A 25815-nucleotide genomic window follows, 5' to 3' on the forward strand; every position below is an offset into this window, starting at 1 on the left:
CCGACGCCGCACTGGAGACTGCTCGATGACCCCGTACCAACGCTTTGTCGATGCCCGCGACTTCCTGCAACGCCACCGCGACGACTACGACGCCGCCTACCGCGGCTACGTGGCGCCGGCGCTGACGACGTTCAACTGGGCGCTCGATTTTTTCGACGTCCAGGCGCAGGGCAACGACAGGCCGGCGCTGTGGGTCGTGGGCGAGAATGGCAGCGAAGAAAAAGTGACGTACGCCGAAATGTCGGCGCGCTCGAACCTGGTGGCCAACTACCTGCGCGAGCGCGGCGTCAGGCGCGGCGACCGCGTTCTGCTGATGCTGCCGAACCGGGTGGAGCTATGGGAAATCATGCTGGCCGGGATCAAGCTTGGCGCGGTGCTGGTGCCCACCAGCATGCTGGCGGCGCCGGCCGACCTGGCCGACCGCCTGCAGCGCGGCGCCGTGCGCCACGTGATCGCGCAGGCGTCCGAGTGCGCCAAGTTCGCCGGCCTGGCAGGCGAGTTCACCCGCATTTCCGTTGGCGGCAAGTGCGACGGCTGGTTTGCGCTCGGTCGCAGCGCCGGCCCCGACGCCGCCTTCGAGCCCGACGGCCCGACCATGGCGACCGATCCGCTGCTGCTGTACTTTACTTCCGGCACCACCGCCAAGCCGAAGCTGGTGATGCACAGCCACCAGAGCTACCCGGTCGGCCACTTGTCGACGATGTACTGGATCGGCCTGCAGGCAGGCGACGTCCATTGGAACATCAGCTCGCCCGGCTGGTCCAAGCACGCCTGGAGCTGCTTTTTCGCGCCGTGGAACGCCGGCGCCACGGTGTTTGTCTATGACTACGAGCGCTTCAGCGCCAAAGCCGCGTTCGACGTGATCCAGCGCTGCGGCGTGACGTCGCTGTGCGCGCCGCCGACGGTGTGGCGCATGATGATCCAGGAAGACCTGGCGGCCTGGCAGCTGCCGCTGCGCGAACTGGTCGGCGCCGGCGAGCCGCTCAACCCGGAAGTCATCGAGCAGGTCGAGCGCGCCTGGGGCATTCGCATCCGCGACGGCTTCGGCCAGTCGGAGACGACCGCGCAGATCGGCAACTCGCCGGGCCAGCTGCTCAAGCCCGGCTCGATGGGGCGACCGCTGCCCGGCTACAAGATCACCTTGCTCGACGCCGACGAACGGCCGGCCGACGAGGGTGAAATCGCCGTCGACATGACGGCCGACCTGGTCGGCCTGATGCGTGGCTACGAGGGCGAGCTCGGCAAAAACGCCGAGGTCATGCGCGACGGCTACTACCATACCGGGGACGTCGCCATGCGCGACGCCGACGGCTACTACTTTTATATCGGACGCAATGACGACGTCTTCAAGTCGTCCGACTACCGTATCAGCCCGTTCGAACTCGAGAGCGTGCTGATCGAGCACGACGCGGTGCTGGAGGCGGCCATCGTGCCCAGCCCGGACGCCTTGCGCCTGGCGGTGCCAAAGGCGTTCATCACCTTGCGCGCGGGCGTGCAGCCGGGCAACGAGGTGGCGCAGTCGATCTTCGCGTTCGCGCGGGCGCGCCTGTCGCCCTACAAGCGGATCCGCCGCATCGAGTTTCGCGATCTGCCGAAGACAATTTCAGGCAAGATTCGCCGCGTCGAACTGCGCAAGCAGGAAACTGCCGGCGCAGAAGACGAACGGCCGGCCGCCGAATACCGCGAAGACAATCCATCCTAACCCCTGCTATTTTCATCATTTACCGATTGTTCCATGACCACTACCAAGAGTTCCAAGTCAAAAACCAGCACGCCGCCGTGCAAGGTCCAGCTGTCGCCGGTGCACGGCAACGGCGTCTTTGCCACCCGTAAGATCGAGGCGGGCGAGCGCATCATCGAATACACGGGCGAACGCATCGATTGGCCGGAGGCGCTGCGGCGCACCGAGGCGAGCGACGGCCCGCTGAACCACACGTTCTATTTCAGCCTTGACGACGGCAACGTCATCGACGGCGGCAGCTGCGGCAACGACGCGCGCTGGATCAACCACGCCTGCGAGCCGAACTGCGAAGCCTACGAGGAAGACGGCCGGGTCTTCATCCACGCCCTGATGGACATCGATGCCGGCCAGGAGCTCAACTACAACTACGCGCTGGTGTACGAACCGCGCCACACCAAGGCCGTCAAGGCCGCGTTCGCATGCCGCTGCGGTGCGCCGGGCTGCCTGTGCACGATGCTGGCGCCGAAAAAGCGCAAGTCGCGCGCCAGGGCTGCCGCTTAGGGGCGCACGGTGTTCAGCATTGCGCCTGAATTGTTCGGCGAATGCCAGTTACGTACGAAGCCAGGACCGCAGTGGCGGGCCAGGCCAGGATCCTCGAGACGACCTACGTCGCCGACGTGCAGGCCGACGGCAACGTAGCCGGCTGCAGTCCAGTTCGTCATCCTCGCGAACGCTGGGATGACGGTTTTGAGGTCAACAAAGTAGTACGGGAAACGGTCCGCTTCGTCACAGCCCGACCGGGTACGTCTCGGGCGCTTCGCCGCTGTCCCAGTGGCTGGTCGGCTCGAGCGGGCGCACCGCGTCGGTCGTGTCGATGTGGATCACCGCGTCGAATTGATGGGGCAGCTGCGCGCTGAAGTAGTGGCTCTGGCGTTCGGTGCGCGGCAGGTACAGCACGCCGATGGCGCGCTCCAGGCGTGCCTCGAGCAGCGCATCGCGCGCCGCGCTGCGCGGACGCAGCGGCAGCATGAAGTTGCCAAGGCCGGTCTGGTGGAACAGGTCTTCATAGCTGCCCGCCAGCGCCGGACGCACCTGCTTGCGCTCGGCCGGGCCGTCCCAGTCGGACGCCGCGGTAACCCAGCCGTGGTAGGTCGAGAAGCCGACCAGGAATGCATCGTCGCCGTAGCGCTTGCGCGCCAGTTCGCCTACCGTCCATTCGCCGAGCCGGCCGACCTCGGTGGCGCGGGCGTCGCCGACGTGCGAGTTGTGTTCCCACACCACCACCTTGGCCGGCACGCCGCGCGTCTGCCCCAGGTGCTCGGCCAGCGCATCGAGCGTGTCGGCCATGTGGCGGTCGCGCAGGTTCCACGACGACACGCGGCCGCGGAACATGGTGCGGTAGTACTCCTCGGCGTTTTTCACCAGCCGCGCATTTTGCTGCGCGTAGAAAAAGGCGTCGCGGGCGCCAATGTCGTCGCGCCGCATGTCGGCAGCGGCGCGCTGCTGGATCTGCTCGAGTGTGGCGACCACTTCGCGCCGGCACGATTCGGAGCTGCCGAGCCCGGCGGCGTAAGCGTACTGCTGGCTGTCGTCGCCGTATTGGTCGAAGCAGGCGTAGCGCTTGCGCGCTTCCTCGGCGCCGGCCGGGTCGACCTGCTGCAGGTAGCGCAGCACTTCCTCCATCGACGTAAACAGGCTGTACAGGTCGAGGCCGTAGAAGCCGGCGCGCGCGGCGCCCTGGCGCTGGTCGTTACAGGCGCGCAGCCGGTCGATGAAATGGACGACGTCGTCGTTGCGCCACATCCAGCTGGGGAAGCGGCGAAAGCCACCGAGCGCGCCGAGCGCATCGACATCGTTGCCCTCGGCGCGCACGTAGCGGTTGACGCGGTAGGCGTCGGGCCAGTCGGCTTCGACGGCGACGGCGGTAAAGCCGTGCTCGCTGATCAGGCGCTCGGTAATGCGCGCGCGCTGTTCGTAAAACTCGTGGGTGCCGTGGGTGGCTTCGCCGAGCAGCACGAAGCGGGCCTCGCCGATCAGGTCGAGCAGGGCGTCGTAGTCGCCGGCGCCGCCGTCGAGCACGTGGGCGCTGTCGGCGATGGCGCGCGTCAGCGCGGCGGTGTCGGTGGAAGGGACGGAGGTTGGCGGCATGGCTGTCTCGCTGCTCAGTGGGTTGCGCTGGCACGGTGTGCCTGCCGGCGCCAGGCGAGCGCCAGCAGGTCCTGCACTTCCTCGTCGCCGGTCTGGTCGAAGTGGCGGTACCACTGGCTGACGGCGTGAAATTGCACCGGCGTGGCCAGGCAAACCATCTCGTCGACTTCGGCGGCCAGCGCTTCCACGGTTTCCGGCGGGCCGACGGGCGCTGCCACCACCAGCCGGGCAACGCCGGCGCGGCGCACTATTTTGATGGCGGCGCGCAAGGTCGAGCCGGTGGCGATGCCGTCATCGACGAGGATGACGCAGCGTCCGGCCAGCGCGGGCGCGGGGCGGCCGGCGCGGTAGAGACGGTCGCGGCGGGAGATTTCGGCCAGCGCGCGCTCGCTGGCCTGCTCGACTTCGTCGGCGCTGACGATGCCCGATTCGACCAGGCCGGCCTGGAGCACGCGCACGCCGCCGGCGCCGACGGCGCCGATGGCATATTCTTCATGGCCCGGCATGCCGAGCTTACGCACCAGCATGACGTCGAGTTCGACGCCGAGCGCTTCGGCAATGGCGAAGCCAACCGGCACGCCGCCGCGCGGCAATGCCAGTACCAGCACATCGGGCCGGTTGGCGTAAGTGGAGAGCCGCTGCGCCAGTTGTTTGCCGGCATGGCCGCGGTCCTTGAAACGGTCGGCACTGGACATCGGGCGTCCCTCGTCGCGTAAATAGGTTAGACATCGATGGCGAGCGACAGTTGCAGGGAATTGATGGAAGGGCGCCGCGGCAGCGTGGCCGCGGCGCCCGGATGGCGCGCTTACTGGATCGTCAGCTGCCTGGCTGCGCTCGCCTGCCTCTTCGGCAGCGTCAGCGTCAGCAGGCCATCTTCGAGCCTGGCGTCGGCGCCGGCGTCGTCGACGTCGGTGGGCAGCAGGAAGCTGCGCACGAACTTGCGCGCGACGCGCTCGCTGTAGACAACGCTTTCGCCTTCGCGCTGTTGGTCGTCCTGTTTGGCCTCGGCCTCGATGGTGACGCGCTGGCCATCGACGGAGACCTTGACGTCTTCCTTCTTGACGCCCGGCAATTCAGCCTCGACGCGGAACGTGTTGTCGTCTTCGGCGACGTTTACGCGCGGGCTGGCCAGGCTTTGGCGGGGCGCGCGGGCGGCCGCGGCAGCCTGGGCCACCGGCGCGATAAAGTCTTCGAACATGCTTTCGACCATGCGGCCGAGCTGGTCCTCGATGGAGCTGGGACGATAGCGGGCCAGCGGAGAACCGGTCCTTCTGGTGAGATTCATGGCAACCCCCTCGATATCAAGTGTTGTTGGGCGCGACCTGACGGGCCGCGCCCGCACTGTCTTTATATGACAGGCGGGCGCCGTTTTCAAGAGGTGTGGGCAGTGCCGCGGCGGCGTCAGCCGAGGTTTTGGCGGTGGAAGCGCAGGTGGTCTTCCATGAAGGTGGAGATGAAATAATAGCCGTGGTCGTAGCCGGCGTGGCGGCGCAATTCGAGCCGCTGGCCGGCCAGGGCGCAGGCGCTTTCAAACACCTCGGGTCGCAGCTGTGTGGCGAGGAATTTGTCGCCGAGGCCCTGGTCGATCAGGATGCCTTGCGGGAAGGGCGCGTGCATCATGCGCATCAGTTCGCTCGCGTCGTAGTGGCTCCACGCTTCCGCGTCGGCGCCGAGATAGCCGCCGAACGCCTTTTCGCCCCACGGGCACAGCGTCGGCGCGGCGATCGGCGCGAAGGCCGAGACCGAGCGGAACAGGTCCGGGTTGCGCAGGGCCAGCACCAGCGCGCCGTGGCCGCCCATCGAGTGGCCGAAAATACCGACACGCTCGGCGTCGACCGGCAAGGTGCGCAGCACCAGCGCGTGCAGTTCGAGGATGTAGCTGTACATGCGGTAATGCCGGCGCCACGGTTCGGTGGTGGCGTCGACGTAGAAGCCGGCGCCGGCGCCGAAATCCCAGGCGTCGGTTTCGCCGGCCACGCCGGCGTCGCGCGGGCTGGTGTCGGGCGCGATCAGGATCATGCCTTCGCGCGCGGCGTAGCGCTGGGCGCCGCCCTTGGTGGGGAAGGTTTCCTCATTGCAGGTCAGGCCGGCCAGGTAAAACATGGCTGGCAGCAGCGCGCCTGGGGCGACGCGCGGCAGAAATACCGAGAAGCGCATCGGCAGGCCGATGGCGGTCGAATCGTGGCGATAAAAGCGTTGCACCCCGCCGAAGCAGGCGTGTTCGCTGATGAGTTCTGGCATACGGCATCCGGATCGTGGTCGAGTGCGAAGTATGCCCTGCCGGCGCGAACTTTGCCAACGCGCCGCTAAGCGCGCCCGGGCAACGCGAGCTGGCGGGCAACGGCGGCGTGGATGGCGTCGAAGTCGTCGCCGGTGTCTTGCAATTCGGCCGCCAGCAAGGTGTAGCGGGCGCGCATTTCCAGTTCAGTCGGCGTCTGCTGGCCCGGCAGGCGCGGCGCCATCGGCGCGAACGTGAAGATGTTGGCGGCGTAGTCGCGCGTGGCCAGGCCCCAGGTGCCGATCCGTACGCCCGCGTACAGCAACTTGCTGTCCATCAGTGGGCAGCCGCCGGCGGCACAGGCGAAATAAAACATCGTGTCGGCGTCGTCGCGCAGCACGCCGGGCGTCTGGACGGCGAAGTCATGGACGATGGCGGCGCGCCGGTATTTGCCGGTGTACGGGCTGCCGATGTAGCTCCAGAGGGTGCGTGGAATGCTGGCGCCGTTGGTAATGCCGTCCTTCGGCGCATCCCAGCGCCGCCCCTGCGGGTCGATATACCAGAACGCTTCGAGCAAGCGCATGTTGCCGTCGTCGACGTCGTCACATAACCATTCGGTCTTGGGATTGCCGGAAAAGCTGCCATACAGCATGGTGTCACCTCCCTCGCGCCAGTACAGCACGGCGATGAGGACGGCACGATGGGCTGGCGCAAAGGCCGGTGGCGTCAGACCAGTTGCAGCGCGCCAAGCACGGCGCCGACGGCGAGCAGCCACAGCAGGTGGATCTTCGTGCGCCAGATGACCAGGCCGCTGGCCACCGCCAGCAGCCACAGCGGCCAGTCGTGGCCGGCATCGCGGCCGGCGGCGCCAAGGATGAAGCTGGTCGACAGCAGCAGCGCGATGACCATCGGCGCCATGCCCTGCTTGAACGCACGCACGGCGCGCAGCTCGCGGTTGCGGTGGCCCCACTGCGCCGCCACATAGGTCAGCACCGTCGACGGAATCATGATGCCGAGCATGGTCACGGCCACGCCGAGCAGGGCGGCCGTCATGCTGCCGGCATTCATGCCGACGTGCCAGCCCATCAGCGCGACGAACAGCACGTTGGGCCCGGGCGCGGCCTGCGCCAGCGCGATCGATTCGTTGAACTGGGCCTGGGTCAGCCACTGGTGCTGCTCGACCAGGAAGCGGTGCATTTCCGGCGTGGTGGAGATGGCGCCGCCGACCGACATCAGCGACAGCATCAGGTAGTGGCCGAACAGGTTGGCCCAGTCGGCCCAGCCGAGCACCAGGTGCAGCGGCGCGTTCATGGCTGGAGCCTGCGATAGGTCAGCACGCAACTGACGCCGCCAAGTCCGAACAGCACGTAAATGAGCGGCACCTGCAGCAGCGCCACCAGCACGAAGCCGGTGATGGCGATGGCGGCGCACCATGCCAGCGGCATGGGATTGCGCGCCAGCGCGCCAGTGAGCTTGAGGCCGGCTGCGCCGATCAGCCCGGCCGAGACGGCCGCCATGCCGCGCAGCGCGCCGGCGACGTGCGAGTCGGAGGCGAACTGGGCGTGCAGCAAGGCCAGCAGCAGGATCAGCACCAGCGGCACCGCCAGCATGCCGGCCAGCGCCGCCATCGCGCCGGCCAGGCCGAAATAGCGTCCGCCGATCATCATCGACAGGTTGATGACATTGGGGCCGGGCATGACTTGGGCGACGGCCCAGTCTTCGATGAATTCGTCCGGCGTCAGCCAGCCCTTGCGCTCGACCAGTTCGCGCTGGACAACGGCGAGCACGCCGCCGAACCCTTGCAGTGCAAGCAACGTGAAGGAAACGAACAGGTCGGTCAGCGACTGTGGCGCGGGCCGCGGAGGCAAAGGCGCGGGGATCATGCGTCCATTATCGCGTGCGTGCGCGGTGCTGTCCATGCCGGCAGGAATCGATTTTACGGGGCCGGACGTGGCGTACGACGCGTGCATTCGGATGGTGTTAGTGTGCACCTCAGCGCCCGATGAGGCCGCTTCAATAATTGCAGCCTCGATGGGAATGTGACATTGACTTTACAATTTATTGTTGGATACTCTGTAGGCAATCCGCGCCCCCGTCGTTACATGTAAAGGAACCGCGATGACTCAAGTCCTCAATCCAATGGCAGGCGAACTGGCCTTGGATGAAACAGCTTATGAGCGGCGCGACGTACGTAGTCGCGATATCGTCGATCACGCCATTTCCGTCCAGCAAACGCGCAACACCATGTCAGCACTGGAATACATGAAGTCCCACGACGTTGCCGCAGAGGTCATCGAGCGCGTGTTGCTCGATCCGGATCGCCGCCGCGCCATCGCAGAGCATTAAGCTCGTCCACCGCCGCCGCGCCATGCCGCGCGCGACCGCCTTAATCGTGTAAGAATGATATCGAATTCTGTCCTGTTCAGAACGCCAGGCCAGTGGGGTTATACACAAAAAAGTCCCACAGGAATTGTCGAGATATTTTTTCGCACTTTCTTCATTGACTTTCTAAGTCGTTGATTTTAATCACAATATTTATTGCCTTCCGAACGGGCACTTTGTTGAAACCCGCATCGTTACAGGCTTGCGCGATGTCAAGGGGGGCTTATCCACAAAGTTATGCACAACTGCTGTGGATATCTGAAAAAGTGCTTTAGAAACGGCCACTTACGTGAATCGGCATGGATTGACGCGCGAGCGCGGCTGGCGCCGGCCTGCCTTTGTCGCCGCCATTTTCTAAAAATGCCCGAAATCTGCTTGCGCCAGACAACTGGACGGATGTACAGTCATATTCCTTTCCAGTTTGAATGCATGCCATGTCCGTCGTTGCTGTCCCCGTCGCTTCCGATGACCCGTACGCCAGCCTGAACCGCGAGCAGCGTGCCGCCGTCGAGCACGATATCGGCGCCCAGGATGGCGTATCGCGGCCGTTGCTGGTCATCGCCGGCGCCGGTTCCGGCAAGACCAACACGCTGGCGCACCGGGTTGCCCGGCTGATCCAGAGCGGCGCCGATCCGCAGCGCATCTTGCTGCTGACGTTCTCGCGGCGTGCCGCCAGCGAGATGACGCGCCGCGCCGGCAGCGTGCTGCACCGCGTGCTCGGCTTGCGCGGCAGCCAGGCGCCGACCAGCCTGCCGTGGGCCGGCACCTTCCACAGCATCGGCGCGCGCCTGCTGCGCGAGTACGCCGGCCGCATCGGGCTGGAAGAATCGTTCACCATCCATGACCGCGGCGATTCCGAAGACCTGATGGGAATGGTGCGGCACGACATCGGCCTGACCCAGACGCAGAAGCGGTTCCCGTTGAAGGGCACTTGCCTGTCGATTTATTCGCGCGTGGTCAACAGCCGCGACCCGCTGCCGCTGGTGTTGCAAAGCACTTTCCCTTGGTGCAACGAATGGGCGGAGGAACTGAAGACGCTGTTCGGCGCCTACGTCGACGCCAAGCAGGAACAGAACGTGCTCGACTACGACGACCTGCTGCTGTTCTGGTCCGAGATGGCGGCCGATCCGGAGCTCGGTCCCGAGCTGGGCGAGCTGTTCGACCACGTGCTGGTCGACGAGTACCAGGATACCAACCGGCTGCAGGCGGCCATCATCACCGGCATGAAGCCCGACGGGCGCGGCGTGATGGTGGTGGGCGACGATGCGCAGTCGATCTATTCGTTTCGCGGCGCCACGGTGCGCAACATCCTCGATTTTCCGAAACAGTTTTCGCAGCCGGCGCAGATGATCACGCTGGACCGCAACTACCGGTCGACGCAGCCGATCCTGGACGCATCGAACGCAGTCATCGATGCGGCGCTGGAGCGGCACGCCAAGAACCTGTGGACCGACAAGGTGTCGACCGCGCTGCCGCAACTGGTGCTGATTCCCGACGAGGCCGAGCAGGCGCGCTGGGTCTGCAACCGTATCCTTGAGCATCGCGAGGCCGGCATCGCGCTGACGGCGCAGGCGGTACTGTTTCGCGCCGCCAGCCATAGTGCCGCGCTCGAGCTCGAACTCATGCGGCGCAATATTCCGTTCGTTAAGTTTGGCGGGCTGAAGTTTCTGGAGGCGTCGCACATCAAGGACGTGCTGGCGGTGCTGCGCTTTGCGCAGAATCCGAGCGGGCGGCTGGCCGGCTTCCGTGTGGCACAACTGATTCCCGGCATCGGCCCGGCCAACGCCGCCAAGTTGCTGGACGCGGTCGGCGAAGCGGCCGAGCCGGTGCTGGCCGTGGAGCAGTTTGTGGCGCCGACAAAAAGCAGCGGCGACTGGCAGCAGTTTGTCGACCTGTTTCGCGCGCTGCGCACGCCAGGGCTGCGCTGGCCGGCCGACATCGAGCTGGTCAAGAACTGGTACATGCCGCATCTTGAGCGCATGCACGACGACGCGCAGGTGCGTGCGGCCGATGTCGAGCAACTCGCCGCGCTTGCAGGCGGCTACGGCACGCGCGAAAACTTCCTCGCCGAAATCACGCTCGATCCGCCGGAAGCGACCAGCGACCGCGCCGGGCCGCCTTTGCTCGACGAGGATTACGTGATTCTGTCGACCATTCATTCGTCGAAGGGGCAGGAGTGGAAATCGGTGCACGTGCTCAACGTCGTCGATGGCTGCATTCCGTCCGACATGAGCACTGGCAATGCCGATGATATCGAGGAGGAGCGACGCCTGTTGTATGTGGCGATGACGCGTGCCAAGGAGCACTTGCACCTTGTGGTGCCGAACCGCTTCTTCATCAAACAGCAGGCGCAGATGGGCGATCGTCACGTGTACGCCGCGCGCAGCCGCTTCATCAGTCCGGCGATGCTGAAGCATTTTGAGGAATGCGTGTGGATTACCGCCGACACGCAGAAAAGCCGCAAGCCGATGCCCGACAGCGTGCGGATGCTGGTGCGCGATCGCGCGCGCAAGGCGTGGAAGTAGGGCGGATCAGGCGGGCGGCAGGGGTGTGGCGACGGCAATGTAGTGCTGCGCGGCGCCGTCCGAATTTTTGATGGCGAGCACCGAGCAATGAAGGCGGCGCGGGCCGGCGGGCAGCGTGGTATTGATGTCGCCGGTCCAGGAACCGTCACGCGCCAGGGCGACACGGATATCGTTGGCAAGCGCTTCGGGAAATGGCTGGCGATGGACCGCGTGCAAGTCGCGGCCGCGCAGTTGTTCGCGGGCGAGGCCGGCGAAGTGGCAGAACAGCGGGTTGGCGTCGAGTATGCGGCCGTGGAGATCGAGCGTGAGCACCATCGCGTGGTGGTCGACCGCGGCCTGGACTTGGCGGGCGCGGTCGAGTTCGGCCAGCGCGTCATTGCGGGCCTGAGCTGCGGCGGCCAAGGTTGCGTAGGCGCGCAGCGAAGCGATGACGGTGGTGAACAGTTTGCGTGTCGTGAGATCAGTTTTGCTCCAGAAATCGCTGATGTCGTAATCGACGATAATGCTGTGCTCGAGTGCCTGGCCAGGCTGGCCGGTGCGCAAGACGATGCGAACGAGGTCGTTGTGCAAGGTTTCGCGTACCTGGCGCGCCAGGCGCAGGCCGGCGTCGGGCGTTTCCATCATGACGTCGAGCAGGATCAGGGCTACGTCGGGGGTATCGCGAAGCTTGGCCAGCCCTTCCTTGGCGGAGTAGGCGTGGAAAAAGCTGAGGCGGCGACCAAGAAAGTTGGTGGTGCTGAGTGCGAACTTGGTGACGACGTGCACATCGACATCATCGTCGACGATCAGGATGCGCCAAGGCGCCGGCTCTGCCGCGTTGGCGCCGGCCGACGACGCTTCCTCATCATTGAGGAACATGTCCGGCTCATCTTCATCGACATGATCGGTTGCTCGCATCTGCCAACACTAAGTCAGTGCGGGCGCTTTGTCAAAGCAATTCCCGGCGCATGAAATTGGCTGCAGAGCCGCAATTTTCGCCGACTTATCCCCTGTTGTAGGAATTTGTAGGAATATGCCGCATAGGAGCTTGATGGAAAAAACGATGACGAAGGCAAGTCATTGATTTTGTTCATTTTTAATTTTGCCTTTAGAACGGGCATTTTGTTGAAAACCGCGTGAATACGGGCCTTCCGGGGAGTCGGAAGTGCCTTATCCACAACGTTATCCACAGTTCGTGTGGATATCAGGAAAAGTTGAATTAAATCCGTGGGTTAGCGAAGAACGGACGTCGAGTTCACCTCCGGTTGCCATGACTTTATAGTGCTTCTCAGCACTTCATCGTGCTAAGAAGTAAATCTCGCACGCGGCGTCCGGTTCGTGGTTTACTTCGAGTACTCGTCGAGAAGCGCACGTATTTCCTGTTTGGAAAGCTGTCCGGATTTCAGGATAGCGGCGAGATCATCCTTGGTGATTGGGTTGCGAGCGAGGATGCGCTTGAGGTCTGCTTTGTCTATAGCGAACGCGGTAATTGGAACTATCGAAGTCGGATCGTCGAGTTCGCTTAGCGGAAGGGGGAACCTGTCCACATTGACGTAGATCTTGTACCTGGTGAAACCCTCGGGGAAATCCCGATCGTGATACAGGGTCGTGCCCGTAGGCAGGAGATGAAACGGACCATTTCTACTGTGGCTTCCCAGGAGCATTGGGACCTGAAGCTGGTGCACTTTGATCGCTGTTGGTCTTGCTTTCTCATGTGCGTAAGTTCCCGACCCCATCAGAGCAACCATGATTACGACGGTCATCTTCGACTCACGAGTTGTCTCTAAGGGCCGAGCAGGACCGCTTTGGCTGAATTCAAAAAGTTTCGGTGCCCCTCGAGTTTTAAGATTGCGTCGGGTCCCATTGCCAGATGGTTTTGCCGTATGCCGAATCAAAATTTGGAGCGCGTTCTCCCTGCGTGAGGCGTCGGCGCGAGTTTGCGTGTGCAGGAGTGAAGTAGAATCCAGAGGTTCTACACATCTCACCGCCTATCACTTGTTTTAGCAGCGTGATTTCGGCTTTCGCTTCATCTGGCATAGCGTCGTCAAATTCACCTTCCATAATTTCCACGAAATACCAGTTGCATGGCCGGTCCACGAACGCTTCGTCTGCGATAGCCAGAGCCGCAAAATCCCGATGTTCCTTCCCTAACATGTAGACGGTCGGCTCGAATAATTTCACCCATTGACTCTTGGTGGCGAATTCAAACATTTTCTCTTCATCGATCCAGAGATTGTCTCTGCCAATTTTTTTAAGCGCCTCGATTCCAATATCACTAAACGTCTTGGACGGACGCAGCTTGCCGCCGCCATTTCCCATCCATGCAAATTGAAGCGATGCGTTTGGGTCGTCTTGAGAGACATAAACGCCTGTTCGACCGGGCGTTTTTCCACTTTGGCCGGTTACGTCCGTCCTTATGCGAAAGCGTGGCAGTTTCGGGTGCTCCAACACGAACTTCGCGTATATGTGGTGAAATCCAAAGTCAGACCAACGGCTGTCATGGTAATCATCAAGGGTTTGGTCGAGCATGATTGCATAGTCGCTGATTTCTCTTACTATCCTCTCAAAAGCGTCTTCTTCTTCAACCGTCGCCCACTGTGTTGAATATTCTGCGATGGCGCGAAAGCAGTCATTCGTACCAGACTTTGCGTAGCGCTCCAGCGCGCGGCCAGCCATATCTTTAACGAGCGATGCTTGAAAGTCCTTCAAAAATGGCCAAGCGTTATTTGACCAATTTGCCACAGTGTTGCGTGTGCCCCAACGCGGATCCACTAGAACCGAATCGCGGCCCTGCTGTTTAGCAGCAGACAGCAAGGGGTCGATAAAGCCGTTCATCAAGTCTGACACCATCCTGTGGAGGCCTTTAAGATAATCCAGTGATGCGAAGTGGTAGAGCATGGCGGCTTGTTTTCGCTGCCAAGCGGTTAGCTTTAGCTCGTTCGGATTAGATACTGATATATTCATCTCGCCGCTCCGTTGGTAAGTTGGCCCGGCAAAGCCGGAATGCCAATTTTTCCTGAAAATCCTGGACCATCGAAATCGGTGTATCCCCACCCGGTTTCAAAGGGTCCCGAAATGCTCGGGTGGTTAATTTTTTCACGAATTGCCAGGTGATTTTCGAAGAATATTGTTTTCTGTCGGTTGTTCATGTTAGCTGTGAGCGCATCGGCCTCTGCTTGTGTTAAAGACTTGCCCAAGGATTCCTTTTTTCCGTTTTTCTTGAAATAAGTAATTGTGTCGGCGCGAGCATCCCCTTTGGGAATATTAAATACTATTTGCTCCCAGCCTCCTTCAAGATGGTGTTCCGGCAATCCCTGTTTTGTCTGACTAGAAGCCATCCCTGCCCAAGTATTCAGCCTCTCTCCTGCTTTGACATCATAGTTAGCAAACTGTCCATTGGCATTCCAGTCTGGCCAGACCCCGAGGTGCCGCCGCCAGGCTGCCTTAGGGTCAGGAGAGCTTTGCAGTTTCCTAAAAATTTCTTCCGAGATCCAACAATCGCTCATGCCGCGGCTACTTGGCGAAACGATTCGGTATAGTCGGGCAGGTCCGTGAATCACGTTTGCCCTCAATGTGTGAAATGACGCGATACTCTGATTGTTCAGATTCGGAAATTGATCGGCCGGTGTTCTATTGTTGCCTTTCGTGTCTCGATGGGATGACATTCGAACTACTAACTGTCTCGCATTTAATGCCTCAACGGGACGATGAAAGCGGTCACCCGCCGAGGATAAATATCCCGGCTTCCGCTTGCGCATGAGGGCAATTGCATGGGATTCCGGGAGAACACCGCGATAGTGAATGTTCGCCGTATCTAGGGAAGCGCTGAACAATTGACGATTTCTGCGCAGTCGACGCGCGCAACAGAGCCGCGTTTTTGGGGTGCCTCAATTTTCATTCTCAAGCAGTCAAACCGGCGAATTTTGCCATTTTTGATGCATTTTCCCTGTGCTTCCGTCCTCAGGACGGAGCTCGGGTTTCAGAGACCCTAAATTGTCGGCCAGCCAGCACCAGATTAGCGAAGCCGAACAGCGTGAACAGTTGCGCGGTGTTTTTCGCCAGGCCACGATAGCGCGCCTTACGATGGCGGAAGAGGTTCTTCACAACGTGGAATGGATGCTCAACTTTCGCGCGAACGCTGGCCTTCAAGTGCTCCAGCTTTTCCGTCATGCGGCCGAGTTTGTTGTTGGGCAGCGCCTTGCGTTTGGAGCGCTTCATCGCGACGTGCCAGGTCACGCTTTTTCCAAGATTTTCTTCGCGTTTTTCGACGCTTTGGTAGCCGGCGTCGCCCATCGCCGCGACTTCATCACCATGCAGCAGTGCGTGTGCCTGCGTGACGTCCGACACGTTGCCGGCAGTGCCGATCACGGTGTGTACGAGGCCAGACGCCGAGTCCACACCGATGTGGGCTTTCAGCCCGAAGTGCCAGTCGTTACCCTTCTTGGACTGGTGCATTTCTGGATCGCGTTTCTTGTCTTTGTTCTTGGTCGATGGAGGTGCCGCGATCAGCGTGGCATCGACGATCGTACCTTCCCGCATCATCAAACCCTGCGCTGCCAGGTGCCCGTTAATCGTCTCGAAGATCTTACGTGTGAGTTCATGGGTCTCAAGCAGTCGACGAAATTTCAAGAGCGTCGTCGCGTCCGGCGCCGACTCGCGATTGAGGTCGATACCGACGAAGGCACGAATCGCCTGGCTGTCGTAGATCGCGTCTTCAATGCCTTCGTCAGACAGGCCGAAGCACTGCTGGGCCACGTACATGCGCAGCATGCGCGCCAGTCCGATCGGCGGGCGGCCAGCGCCTTCTACCTTCGGATAGTGCGGCTCGATCAGTTCATGCAATTTCGACCAAGGCGTGACACTGTCGATCTTCGCGAGGAAGCGATCGCGCCGGGTCAGCTTCTTTTTGGCGGCGTATTCGAGGTCGGAAAAACTCTTCTGCATGATCAACTGGACGGTGGTCGCGATGGCATTATTGTCGCAGGTCTTGCCAGCGACCGGAACGGGTTCCGGAAGAATAAATCAGTGCTTCCCTAGAATGGCATGTTGCTTCGTCAATATCTGAAGCTCTAGTTTTGCAATTACTTTATCGACAAGCCGTTGGGTTGGTTGGAGCGCAGCTCCAATGTATTTGTCGGCGACTTCGCGGACGCTTTTCACTTGCTCTAGCGCTGCCTTGGCCTTCGCGCTAATAACGGGAATAGCGTTGACGCGGCTCGCAAGCGTATCGAGCACCTTGATTCCTCGATCGAATGCCGCCATCACGGCAGCCGTATTGATCTTCCCGCGCAGCGACTTCAACTCATCTGCCAGCCATTGGAAAACTTCGTCGACTCGTTTCGACTTCAGGAAAAGCTGTACATCTCTACGCCTTAGGAAAGTTATCACCCAGGTCATTGCGCCATTCAATGCTTTCTCAACTGCTAGTCCGCCCTCGCGGCGGATGAAGGCGAAGAAGATCTTTAAGACTCCTTTCGCAAGCGATCCCAAGCTTGGAAACAGACCAATTAAAGTCAGGAGCAAGGAAACCCATGTCCAAGAGTCTGCGGGTGCCTTGCCGATCTTTTTGCAGTCAGCAATAAGGTCCCTAATGTCGCAGACCTGATCGATGAGCGGAATCATCGATATGCCTGCGTCCACCAAAATTTGTCCCGTAGTGCGGTTCTCGTTGAAGTCGCCTTCCACCGCCTCCCAGAACCATACAAACGGATTCGAGCTGGCCTCATGTTTGGGTTCGGGTTCGTTCGTTGCCCACGCAAGGGCATCCCTCAATTGTGTTGTTTGGACGACTTCAGCCATTAGGGTCAGCCTCGGGAAAGGTTTTTAACGCGGGACGCAAAAGTGGATTAGTTGTTCGCTATTTTTTCGAGCGCTGATGCTGGATCTTCTTTGGTGGGCTTTCGTGGCTTGTAGAACACCTTTTTGACTGGTTTGTTGAGAACGTTGTCATGGCGCGCCTTGCCGCTTGAGTCGAGCGTGCCGGTCAGCACGCCGCCTTTTTCCAAATGAATCTCGTAGTCCGCTCCCCCGACTCCCTCACCGGTTTCTGGATCGAGATAGTGCAGCGCGATCCAGTGAGATTCGGTTTGCGTTTCGCTTGGAAGATTCGCCAGGTTTGCGCCTTTGCGACCGCCACGATCGAAAAGATGCTGCCCGCCCTTGACTGTAAAATTTCCTGGGCATGCGAAGGTGATGTTGCCGCCCTCGAGCGTGATGGCCGACTGGCCAGCCTGGACCACGATCTTTTCCTTGGCGCGGATCTCGATCGAATCGTTGACCGAGATGACCGTAATGGCCTTGTCGGCAAGGATCTCGAGTTGGTCGGTGTGCGATTGCAGCGACAACTGGCCATTGCCGGCGAAGGCCTGGATACCGCCGGAGTGCGTGAAGAATGAAGCAGCGCCGCCTGCGACGGACGCGACCGTATGGCCGGCGGTGTAGTGCGTGTCGGATTGCGTCGTCCAGTGCACGTGCTGGCCGGCATACAACACCGTCGACGCCGGCGTTGCCCAGTTGATGGTGCTGGCCGAATCCATCAGCATCAGCGGGGCGCCGAACTTCTCCACCGGCTTGGACGAATCGGGATCCCTGCTGCCTGGCTTCGCTTTGAAGGCGCCGTCGTGCTTTCCCTTTTCCTGCGGATCGAGCAAGTCGATGAACTTTTTCTGAGCCTCCAGTCCATCCTTGCTGGTCAGCGCATTTTGCTGAACCGCGGCATCAGCCAGCGCCTTGCTCAGTTCGGATGCGCCTTTCATCGCCGAGATGGCTTCGGCCGCATCGAGCTGTGTCGAGCCGGCGCCACTGCCATTTCCGCTGCGCCCCGCCGTCGAGATCAGCACGCCGTCGCCGCCGCGCACCACACCCCATGCATCGGTGCGCAGTTCGAATCCGCTGCCGCGGTAGTTGCCGCGCTGGGCGGAGCCAGCCGGCTGCTGGACGATATAGCCCAGATTGAGCTGGGTCGCCGCCGTGCTGGTTGCCAGTCGCGTGCGCAGTTGTGACTGGGTGTCGTCGATCTGCCATTGGTTGTACCCGCCGCCATCAAAGTTGCGGCTGTGGATGCCAGACAGCACGCCGGCATGGTTGGCACTCGCATCGACGCCGGCAGAGTAGGGCGGCTCGTCATTGCCGGTGTACAGCTGCGACACGATGAGCGGCCGGTCGATGTCGCCTTCGACGAAGTCGACCAGCACCTCGGTGCCGATACGCGGCGTGAACTGGGTGCCCCAGTTGGGGCCGGCAAGCGCTTCTGCCACCCGCACCCAGGCGCCTGAGGCATCATTGCCGGGGGCATTGCCGCTTGGATCGGTGTTGTGCGCGGCGCCGCCGGCATTCGGGCTCGTCCCGCGCTGCCAGGCAAACTGGATCTTGACCTGATGGTCGCGACCGGTTGTCGCTACCGCACCCGGCAGCCCAACCACCAACGCCGTCTGGGAGCCTACTGCGATGCTGCGGCGCGCCCTGATTGCGGCGGGAACGATGGCCGCGGCCTCGCGCACGCAGCCGAAACTGTTGCGATAGATGCCGTTTTCGAGCTGATGCTGCGTGGCGCGCGCCAGCGCCGGCTCAAAATTGTTGCGCGCTTCGTGGACTACCCAAAGCACGGTGTAACGTTCATCGCCGAAACGCTCATGCTGGGTCAGCTGGAAGGCATGTCCGGCGGCCATCTGGCGCACCGCGCCGGCGCCTTCGCATTGCTTATTGTCGAGCTCGTGCGATTGCAGCACCAGTTCGCTATGCGCCTGTGCAGCCATCGCATCGGCGTGGCGCCGCTCGTCGCTGCCGTCGTGCATCGCCAGCACCGGCAATTCGCCGGCGTCGAGGCCGGACACGCGCTCAGCGGCAGGGGCGATGAGCTCGTCGGGATGCCAGCTGCTGCTGGTCACCGAATTGGGGGCGATCCGGCGCACCGCGGCGAACTGGTCGATCGCATCTTGCGTGTCGGTCGCGCGCACGCCTTGGAAGCGCAGGTCGGCATCGCCGGGCACGTCCGGAACAACCGCCTTGCTGTCGAAGATGACGAACTTGTGTTTCGCCTGCGAGGTCGAAGAAGAGGTGTCGGACTGCTCATGCTCGAAACGCCAGCTGAGGCCCTCGGACGCCAGGACGCGCTGCAGGAAATCGAAGTCGGTCTCGCGGTACTGCGTGCAAATCGGCCGTGGCGCGAGCGGCTGGCCGATGTCGCATTCGAGCCGAACCTGCGGGTAGTCGGCCAGCAGCTCGATGGCGATTTCCTGCGCGTTCTTGTCCTGGAAGATGTAATTGTCGCTGCGTTCGCGCAACAGGTGCAGCGCCGGTTCGAGCCGCAGCCGGTAGCGCGCCACGCCGCCGTCGGCGCCCACCCAGCCGGCGGCGGTGCAGATGCCATGCCAGGCGCGGCGGCTGCCATCGGCCTGCAGCAGCTTGATGGTGATCTCTTCGCCAAGAAACTGGTCGAGTTCGAGGTCGGTCGATACGCTGAGCGCGTCGACGTCGAAGCAGAACAGCTCGTTGACAGCTTCGCGGCCGGTGAAGCGTTCGGCCATCAGCGATTCAGGCAACGTCGAGTCTTGCGCGGTGGCCAGCGTGATCAGCCGGGCGTTCTGGCTCAGGCCGGTGCCAAAAAAGCCGAGTGCGGAGATGAGGGGCGCCGACATCAGGAAGCAACCGCCACTAGTTCGAGCTTCAGGTCGCGCATTCCGGACGGCACGTAGACCGCGATCGACTGCGCCTGCAACATGCGCTCGTACATCGGCCCTTTGCTGTCGAGCGTGAAATAGCAGGTGTCGGGGCGCACCGGCACCGCGGCCGGCACTTGCGGCGCATGCTGCAGCCGCACGCCGGGCATCGCGGAAAGCACGAACTTGTCCACATCATCCGGCGCGCCAACCTTAAAGCGCAGCGGCACCACGTCGACCAGCTCGAGCGCCGGCATGTCGGCCGAGACCGCCAGGTAGAAGGCGGTGCGCTCGTCGATCTTGCCGGAGTCGAGCACGCCGTGGTGATACGACGGCCGCGTCTCGGTCAAGGTAATGGCGAAGTATTTCGACGAGATGACGGTGTCGAGCAGCTCGCGGATGATCAGGTGCAGCTGGGCAAACGAGGGCCCGGGATCGGCATGCTGGTAGGCCGGCAAGTCGGCCAGTACATAGTTCTTAGAAAACGTCATCAGCGAGCCGGCTAGGCCGAGCAGCTGCTGGTACAGCCGCTCCGGGTGAAAGGTCGGGTGCTGGAAGTAATGGGTCAGCGACGCGAACGCCGAGCTGGCCGTGTGCAGCAGCCAGAAGGTCGACATGTCGCCCGAGCGGTACTCGATGACGTTCTTGCTCGGCTCGCGGTGATGGCCATGCAGGGCGCTGACCTTTGCCTGCAGCGCGTCCATCAGCCGGCGCAATTGCAAAATCAGCAGCGGCGCACTGCGGATCGACAGGCTCGGCGGGATGAAGGTCGGATCGACCTCGAAGCCGCCGGTCGACACACGGCGCAGCCGCACCAGCGGAAAGTTGACGTAGGAGTCGCGCGGTTCGGTTTCCGACACCAGGCGCAGGGTTTTCTTCAGGTACGTCAGTTCGGCCAGCGCCGCCTGGGTGTACAGGTCGGGCGTTTCGCTGGTTCGCTGGGCGTAGCGGGCGCTGTTGTTGGTCTGGCCGGCTGGCGTGAAGTTGCCGCCGAAGTGCTTCAGCGCCGGCAGGGCGGCGTGGAAGGTGACGGTCTGGCCGGGGCCGATTTCGCTCAGGTCGACCGCTTCGGGCAGGCCGTCGTTGCCGGGCGCGTTGTAAATTTCGCCATCGGGGAACACTAGCGACAGCTCGAGCACGCGCAAGGTGTTGCTGGCCAGCGCTTCGCGGTCGAACTGGGCGTGGCCAACGCCCCAGGCGTAGGGGTGCAGCGCCTTGATGCTCTCGTGCAGCCGGTGCTCGTGGTACTGGTCTTGTTGCTGGAAATGTTGCGGCCGCAGGAACAGCCCTTCGCCCCACAAGACTTTGCTCGCAGTACTCATCATGATCCTTGGTTCGGGAGGGAGGAGGCGCGTCGGCGCCGCATAGTGTCTTGATCCAAGAAACCATTTCACCGGGAAATTGCTTGCCTGCTTTTGTTCTCGATCAAGCCAAACGAGTTCGGGAGGCAATAAATTCGACATCTGGCGCCGCTGTTGCGGGCGAAAAATGGAGCGGACACATCGTGGAAGAATTGCTGCCCTACTACGAACGCGAACTGGGCTTTTTGCGCCGCTACTCGCGCGAGTTCTCCGAGCGCTATCCTAAGATTGCCGGGAGGCTGCTGATCGCCGGGGAGGTATGCGAAGATCCGCACATCGAGCGCATGATCGAGTCGTTCGCGTTGCTCAACGCGCGCGTGTCGAAGCGGCTCGACGACGACTATCCGCAGTTTACCGAGGCGCTGTTCCAGGTGCTGTACCCGCACTACCTGCGGCCGTTCCCGTCGTGCTCGATTGCGCATTTCGACTGCAGCGGCGGCGCCGTCCAGCTGACCGCGGCCAGCGAAATCCCGCGCGGCACGGAAATGACGTCGCGCCCGGTACAGGGGACAATCTGCGTTTTCCGCACGTCATATCCGATCACGGTCGCGCCGATTGAACTCAATCGCGCAACGTTTTCGGCGATCCTGGAAGCGCCCGAGGCAGCACAGGCGCCGGCCGGCGCCAGTTCCTGCCTCAGCCTGACGCTGCAGACCACCACCGACCAGGTGTCGCTCGCCCAGCTCGGCGTGGCGTCGCTGCGCGTGTTTATCGATGGCGAGCCATCGTTTTGCGCGGCCTTGCGCGACGCGCTGTTCATGCGCGCGGTGAAAGCCTACGCCGAGGCCGATGGCAGCGGACGCTGGATCGCGCTGCCGGCGATTCCCGTCAAGCCGGCCGGCTTCGCCGAGGAAGACGCGCTGATCAGCTTTTCCGCCCGCTCGCAACCGGCATACCGGCTGCTGACGGAGTATTTCTGCTTTCCCGAAAAGTTCAACTTTTTCGATATCGACCTGGCCACCATCTCCGCCGCTTTGCCGGCCGGCACCCGAAAGGTGACCTTGCACCTGGCGCTGGCGGGACTGCGGACCGACTCGAACACGGCGCGCATGCTCGGTACGCTGTCGGCCAACAACGTGCTGCTGGGCTGCACGCCGGTGATCAACCTGTTCAGCCAGCGCGGCGAGCCGATCCGGCTGACCCACACCTGCGAAAGTTACCCGGTGCTGGCCGATGGGCGCCGCGCGTTCGCCTACGAAATTCACTCGATCGACTCCGTGCGGCTGGTGCGGCAGACGCCGCAGGGCGAGTCGGTAGTCGATTTCGGCCCGTTCTATTCGTTACGCCACGGCCAAACGCCGGAGAAAAATGGCCACTACTGGGTCTTGCGGCGCGACGACGCGCTGTCAGAAAAAAGTCCCGGCTTCGAAACCGCGATCTCTATCGTCGACATCGATTTCGACCCGGCCGAAGTGGAAACCGACACGCTCAGCATTGACCTGACCTGCACCAACCGCGACTTGCCGGCGTCGCTGACGTACGGCGTGCGCGGCGGCGACCTGTTCTTGCCGGGCGGCTCGCACATCCGCGCGGTCAGCTTCCTGCGCAAGCCGAGCCCGACGTACCGCTTCCCTCGCGGGCGCGGCGCGCACTGGCGGCTGATCTCGCACTTGTCGCTGAACCACCTTTCGCTGTCCGGCGGCGGACTGGAGGCGTTTCGCGAAATGCTGACCTTGTACGACTTGCCGCGCTCGCCCATCTCGCAGCGCCAGATCAGCGGCATCGACGCGATTGCCCACAAGCCCGCCAATGCCTGGCTGCCCGGCAATCCTTTTCCGTGCCTGGTGCGCGGCGTCGAAGTGCGGCTGACGATCGACGAAGAGGCGTTTGTCGGCAGCGGCATCCATGCATTCGCCCACATCGTCGAGCGATTCCTCGGCCTGTACGTGCATGCCAACAGCTTCACCCAGCTGGTGGTCGTATCGAAGAAGAACGGGGAGGAACTGTTGCGATGCTCACCACGAAGCGGCGATTTGAACCTGGTGTAATCGAGCGGCTGTTCGCCGAGCCGCATCGCTTCGAGTATTTCCAGGCGGTGCGGATGCTGGAGTTGTGGCTCAAGCGTCACGGCGTGCCGCATGAAGGCGCGGTGGCCAATTTCCTGCGCTTCCAGAATTCTGTCTCGCTCAACTTTCCGCCGAGCCAGATCGAAGCTGTGCAGCCGGAGCCGCGCGACCTGCCGCGCGACGCCAAGTCGCTCGGCGAGGCGCTGCAGCGCGCCGAACTGAAATACATCCGCGTCACGCCCGCCTTCATGGGCATGCTGGGCATGGCCGGCACCTTGCCGGCGCACTACACCGAACGCATTGCCGCCCACCAGCTGTTCGACAAGGATGAAGGGCCACGCGCCTTTGTCGACACGTTTTCGAATCGCGCCCTGGCGCTGTTCTACGAAGCTTGGAAAAAGTATCGGCTGGAACTGAAGTACCAGCTCGACGGCAAGGACCAGTTCCTGCCGCTGCTGCTGGCGCTCGCCGGCGTCGGCCACACCTCCTTGCAGCGGCGCATGGACGACGCCGATGGCGAAGGGCTGCGCGACGAGTCGCTCGGCTACTTCTGCGGCGCGCTGCTGCACCGGCCGACGTCGGCCGGCTCAATCGCGCGCGTGATGGCCGAGTATTTTGGCGTGCCGGTCGTCATAAGGCAATTCGTCGGCAACTGGTACGCGATGCCGCTGGAGCAGCAGAGCAACCTTGGCGGCGCCAACGCCGTGCTGGGCGCCGGCGCGGTCGTCGGCGCGCGCGCGTGGCAGCGCGACTTGCGCCTGCGGCTGACGGTCGGGCCGCTCGCGCGCGCCAACTTCGTCGCTTTCCTGCCGGGCGGCAAGGCGGCGCGCGTGCTGGCCAAGATGCTGACGATGTTTACCGGCCTCACGTTGGAATACGAAGTAGAACTTGTGCTGCGCGCCGCCGACGTGCACTGCGTGGAGTTGCGATCGGAGCGCGAAGGCGGCTTGCTCGGCTGGGATACATTCCTCGGCGACAGCGCCGGCGGCGCCGACCGGCGCGACGTGCGCTACGAAATCAACGCTATCTAAACGCAAAAGCTGGTGTCAGGTCTGACATTCGGACATTTTCAGAGAGAAATGTCCGAATGTCAGACCTGACACCAGCTTTTGGAGGGCGATCAGGCGCGCCGCACCAGCAGCGCGCAGCGGTAGTGGCTGTCCGAATTGCTCAGGCACAGAACCTCGCCGCCGTTGGCGAGCGCGTCGTGGCCGGCCAGCGCCAGTGCCGCCACCGGGCCGACCGCGCCCACGGTGCCGCAGCAGGCGCCCACGCTCATCATCTGCGTTGCCAGCTCCAGATGGGGCAGCAGCGCGCTGGCCACGCCCATCAGCTCGCCGACGCGGGTCGGGCGCAGGTCGGCGTCGGCGCATATGGCGGTGATGGCGGTGGGCTCGGTCTTGCTCTCCTGCAGCGCATGACGGCTCAGGCAACTCAGCATCTCGGTATTGATGTTGCCGGGTGCATCGGCCGACCCCGGACGCTGGCCGTCACAGGCGCCTTGCAGCGCCGCCACGCCATCGAGCCCGAGCAACGGCGCCTGGACGGCGTCGGCCAGCAGCAGGCCGGCCGCGCCTTCGCCCGGCACCTGGCCGCGCGGCGTGCGCCCGGAGAACAGGACGCGCCGCTCGCTCCAGTCGCGCACGCTGTCTTCGCCGATGTAGGAGTCGCACGCCACCAGCATCGTCAGGCTGGTGGAGCGCGCCAGGACGTCCACCAGCGAAAAGGCGGCCTCTTCGCCTGCAGCGAGCTGCAAGCGCTGCGCCGGCCAGCCTTGCTGCTCGACCAGGTGCAGGAACCAGTCGGCGGCGGCCTGGCGCTGGGGCAGTGGCCAGCCGGATGGCAACACCGGGCGCAGTTGCAGCAGCGGCAAGGCGACGGCGGCGCGTTCGGACGGGCCGGCCGCCAGGTAGTCGGGCAGCAGCGGGTGCATCAGCGCGTGCTCGGTCAGGTCGGCCACCACCGCGCCGCCCAGCGACAAGGCGCGCCATTGCTCGTCGCTGAAACTCAGTTCGGCCATGCCGCGCAACGCCAGCCACGGCGTCATCACCTCGCGCGCGGAGGGATCGTCGGCCGATTCGATGCGCCCGCTAAGTACCGGATAGCCGGCGTCATCGGTCAGCTCGATGTCCAGTTCGCACGGCGCCGCGTTCGACAACAGCGACTCGGCCAGTTCCTCGAGCGATTCGCCACCGCGCAGCCGGACCGCACCGGCGGCGATGGCGGGCAGGACGGCGCGCGGGGCGCTGGTGTCGGCGGCGGCGGGCTGCGCAATCGGCGCCGCGGTCTGGCGCGCGCGCATCGCGTTGTTGCCCAGCCACAGCGCCAGCAAGATCGCCACCGGCAGACCCAGCAGCAGTTGGCCGATCGCCATTTCTGACGGCGTCGCGCCGGACGAGCGCCAGTAGAATACCGATGCCGTCCAGCAGGTGGCGAAGACGGCAACGGCAAGCAGGCTGTTGCCTACCCAGGACGGCGCGGAGCGTAACGGATTTTCCATGGCTAGATGAGGTCCTTGGTGGCTTGCTGGCTGGCGATCAATGTGGCGCCGCAAGTGGTCAGGTCGCCGTGGCGGGCCACCGGCTTGCCGTCGACAATCAGGGTGGCGTCGCCGGCGGCGATCGGGTTGGTGCCGTGGCCGGGCAGCGGGCAGGCGGTCTTGTCGCCCATGCGCGCCACGGCAATATCGCCCGAGGTGGTGGTCGGCGATGCTTCGATGACGGAACCGCCGTGGGAAGTCTTGTCGCCTAAGCGAATGAATGCACCTGGCATGGCCGGCTCCGATGAAGTTTCCGACCGGGAATGGTCGAACATCGCTTATCGTAGCCGTCTCATCTCGCGCGGACTTGAAGATGAGC

General features: G+C 62.9%; 23 protein-coding genes. 6 read left to right on the forward strand and 17 right to left on the reverse strand.

Annotated features, from left to right (window positions below; all coding sequences use genetic code 11):
- The first annotated feature begins 25 nt into the window (after positions 1-25).
- Positions 26-1702 carry an AMP-binding protein gene (locus ACP7DD_RS01450; RefSeq protein WP_426172902.1) on the forward strand — a complete coding sequence of 559 codons (1677 nt, stop codon included), beginning with the start codon at positions 26-28 and terminating at the stop codon, positions 1700-1702.
- A gap of 33 nt (positions 1703-1735) precedes the next feature.
- A complete protein-coding gene (locus ACP7DD_RS01455) occupies positions 1736-2242 on the forward strand; it encodes an SET domain-containing protein (RefSeq protein ID WP_426172903.1) in 507 nt (168 codons plus the stop codon).
- 225 nt (positions 2243-2467) lie between these two features.
- Here ACP7DD_RS01455 and ACP7DD_RS01460 read toward each other — a convergent pair whose 3' ends face one another.
- From ACP7DD_RS01460 to ACP7DD_RS01490, 7 genes are all read right to left on the reverse strand, one after another.
- Positions 2468-3829 (reverse strand): erythromycin esterase family protein, encoded by a 1362-nt coding sequence (locus ACP7DD_RS01460; RefSeq protein ID WP_426172904.1) that lies wholly within the window; start codon positions 3827-3829, stop codon positions 2468-2470.
- 14 nt (positions 3830-3843) lie between these two features.
- Entirely contained in the window at positions 3844-4524 is a 681-nt protein-coding gene (locus tag ACP7DD_RS01465; protein WP_426172905.1) for a phosphoribosyltransferase, read from the reverse strand.
- 110 nt (positions 4525-4634) lie between these two features.
- Positions 4635-5114 (reverse strand): Hsp20/alpha crystallin family protein, encoded by a 480-nt coding sequence (locus ACP7DD_RS01470; RefSeq protein WP_426172906.1) that lies wholly within the window; start codon positions 5112-5114, stop codon positions 4635-4637.
- Between the two features lie 116 nt (positions 5115-5230).
- Positions 5231-6070 carry an S-formylglutathione hydrolase gene (fghA, locus tag ACP7DD_RS01475; RefSeq protein ID WP_426172907.1) on the reverse strand — a complete coding sequence of 280 codons (840 nt, stop codon included), beginning with the start codon at positions 6068-6070 and terminating at the stop codon, positions 5231-5233.
- 65 nt (positions 6071-6135) lie between these two features.
- Entirely contained in the window at positions 6136-6699 is a 564-nt protein-coding gene (locus ACP7DD_RS01480; RefSeq protein WP_426172908.1) for a DUF1353 domain-containing protein, read from the reverse strand.
- 74 nt (positions 6700-6773) lie between these two features.
- Positions 6774-7358 (reverse strand): chromate transporter, encoded by a 585-nt coding sequence (locus tag ACP7DD_RS01485; protein WP_426172909.1) that lies wholly within the window; start codon positions 7356-7358, stop codon positions 6774-6776.
- On the reverse strand, positions 7355-7930 hold the full coding sequence (locus tag ACP7DD_RS01490; RefSeq protein ID WP_426173000.1) for a chromate transporter: 576 nt from the start codon (positions 7928-7930) through the stop codon (positions 7355-7357). The genes ACP7DD_RS01485 and ACP7DD_RS01490 overlap by 4 nt, the downstream gene beginning before the upstream one ends.
- Before the next feature lie 235 nt (positions 7931-8165).
- Here ACP7DD_RS01490 and ACP7DD_RS01495 point away from each other — a divergent pair, with 235 nt between their 5' ends.
- Both ACP7DD_RS01495 and ACP7DD_RS01500 read left to right on the forward strand, forming a co-directional pair.
- Positions 8166-8393, forward strand: coding sequence for a hypothetical protein (locus tag ACP7DD_RS01495; RefSeq protein ID WP_426172910.1), 228 nt, complete (start codon positions 8166-8168; stop codon positions 8391-8393).
- A gap of 470 nt (positions 8394-8863) precedes the next feature.
- Positions 8864-10954, forward strand: coding sequence for an ATP-dependent helicase (locus ACP7DD_RS01500; RefSeq protein WP_426172911.1), 2091 nt, complete (start codon positions 8864-8866; stop codon positions 10952-10954).
- Positions 10955-10960: 6 nt separating this feature from the next.
- On the opposite strand, the gene ACP7DD_RS01505 is transcribed toward ACP7DD_RS01500, so the two are convergent.
- The 8 genes from ACP7DD_RS01505 to tssK all read right to left on the reverse strand — a co-directional run bounded on the left by ACP7DD_RS01505 (position 10961) and on the right by tssK (position 20912).
- Entirely contained in the window at positions 10961-11812 is an 852-nt protein-coding gene (locus ACP7DD_RS01505; RefSeq protein ID WP_426172912.1) for a PAS domain-containing protein, read from the reverse strand.
- A 464-nt stretch (positions 11813-12276) separates the two neighbouring features.
- Positions 12277-12696, reverse strand: coding sequence for a hypothetical protein (locus ACP7DD_RS01510; RefSeq protein WP_426172913.1), 420 nt, complete (start codon positions 12694-12696; stop codon positions 12277-12279).
- A 79-nt stretch (positions 12697-12775) separates the two neighbouring features.
- Positions 12776-13897, reverse strand: a complete 1122-nt coding sequence (locus ACP7DD_RS01515) for a hypothetical protein (RefSeq protein WP_426172914.1) — start codon at positions 13895-13897, stop codon at positions 12776-12778.
- Entirely contained in the window at positions 13894-14439 is a 546-nt protein-coding gene (locus ACP7DD_RS01520; RefSeq protein WP_426172915.1) for a hypothetical protein, read from the reverse strand. The genes ACP7DD_RS01515 and ACP7DD_RS01520 overlap by 4 nt, the downstream gene beginning before the upstream one ends.
- 454 nt (positions 14440-14893) lie before the next feature.
- Positions 14894-15877, reverse strand: coding sequence for an IS5 family transposase (locus ACP7DD_RS01525; protein WP_426172916.1), 984 nt, complete (start codon positions 15875-15877; stop codon positions 14894-14896).
- Positions 15878-15955: 78 nt separating this feature from the next.
- Complete coding sequence (locus ACP7DD_RS01530; protein ID WP_426172917.1) at positions 15956-16732, reverse strand: hypothetical protein; 777 nt, start codon at positions 16730-16732, stop codon at positions 15956-15958.
- Between the two features lie 47 nt (positions 16733-16779).
- Entirely contained in the window at positions 16780-19569 is a 2790-nt protein-coding gene (locus tag ACP7DD_RS01535; RefSeq protein ID WP_426172918.1) for a type VI secretion system Vgr family protein, read from the reverse strand.
- Entirely contained in the window at positions 19569-20912 is a 1344-nt protein-coding gene (gene tssK, locus ACP7DD_RS01540) for a type VI secretion system baseplate subunit TssK (RefSeq protein WP_426172919.1), read from the reverse strand. Before tssK ends, ACP7DD_RS01535 begins: the two co-directional genes overlap by 1 nt.
- A 182-nt stretch (positions 20913-21094) precedes the next feature.
- Between tssK and tssF the strand changes: the two genes are divergently transcribed.
- A complete protein-coding gene (tssF, locus tag ACP7DD_RS01545; protein ID WP_426172920.1) occupies positions 21095-22939 on the forward strand; it encodes a type VI secretion system baseplate subunit TssF in 1845 nt (614 codons plus the stop codon).
- Complete coding sequence (tssG, locus tag ACP7DD_RS01550; RefSeq protein ID WP_426172921.1) at positions 22903-23988, forward strand: type VI secretion system baseplate subunit TssG; 1086 nt, start codon at positions 22903-22905, stop codon at positions 23986-23988. Before tssF ends, tssG begins: the two co-directional genes overlap by 37 nt.
- Before the next feature lie 89 nt (positions 23989-24077).
- Here the strand turns inward: tssG and ACP7DD_RS01555 are convergent, their stop codons facing one another.
- Together ACP7DD_RS01555 and ACP7DD_RS01560 are read right to left on the reverse strand one after the other, a co-directional pair.
- On the reverse strand, positions 24078-25457 hold the full coding sequence (locus tag ACP7DD_RS01555) for a hypothetical protein (RefSeq protein WP_426172922.1): 1380 nt from the start codon (positions 25455-25457) through the stop codon (positions 24078-24080).
- Between the two features lie 2 nt (positions 25458-25459).
- The gene (locus ACP7DD_RS01560) at positions 25460-25729 is read right to left on the reverse strand and encodes a PAAR domain-containing protein (RefSeq protein WP_426172923.1); all 270 of its coding nucleotides are present in this window, start codon (positions 25727-25729) and stop codon (positions 25460-25462) included.
- Positions 25730-25815: the final 86 nt, after the last annotated feature.

Source organism: Massilia sp. TWR1-2-2 (assembly GCF_049897565.1).
GTDB lineage: Bacteria > Pseudomonadota > Gammaproteobacteria > Burkholderiales > Burkholderiaceae_D > JAFCUW01.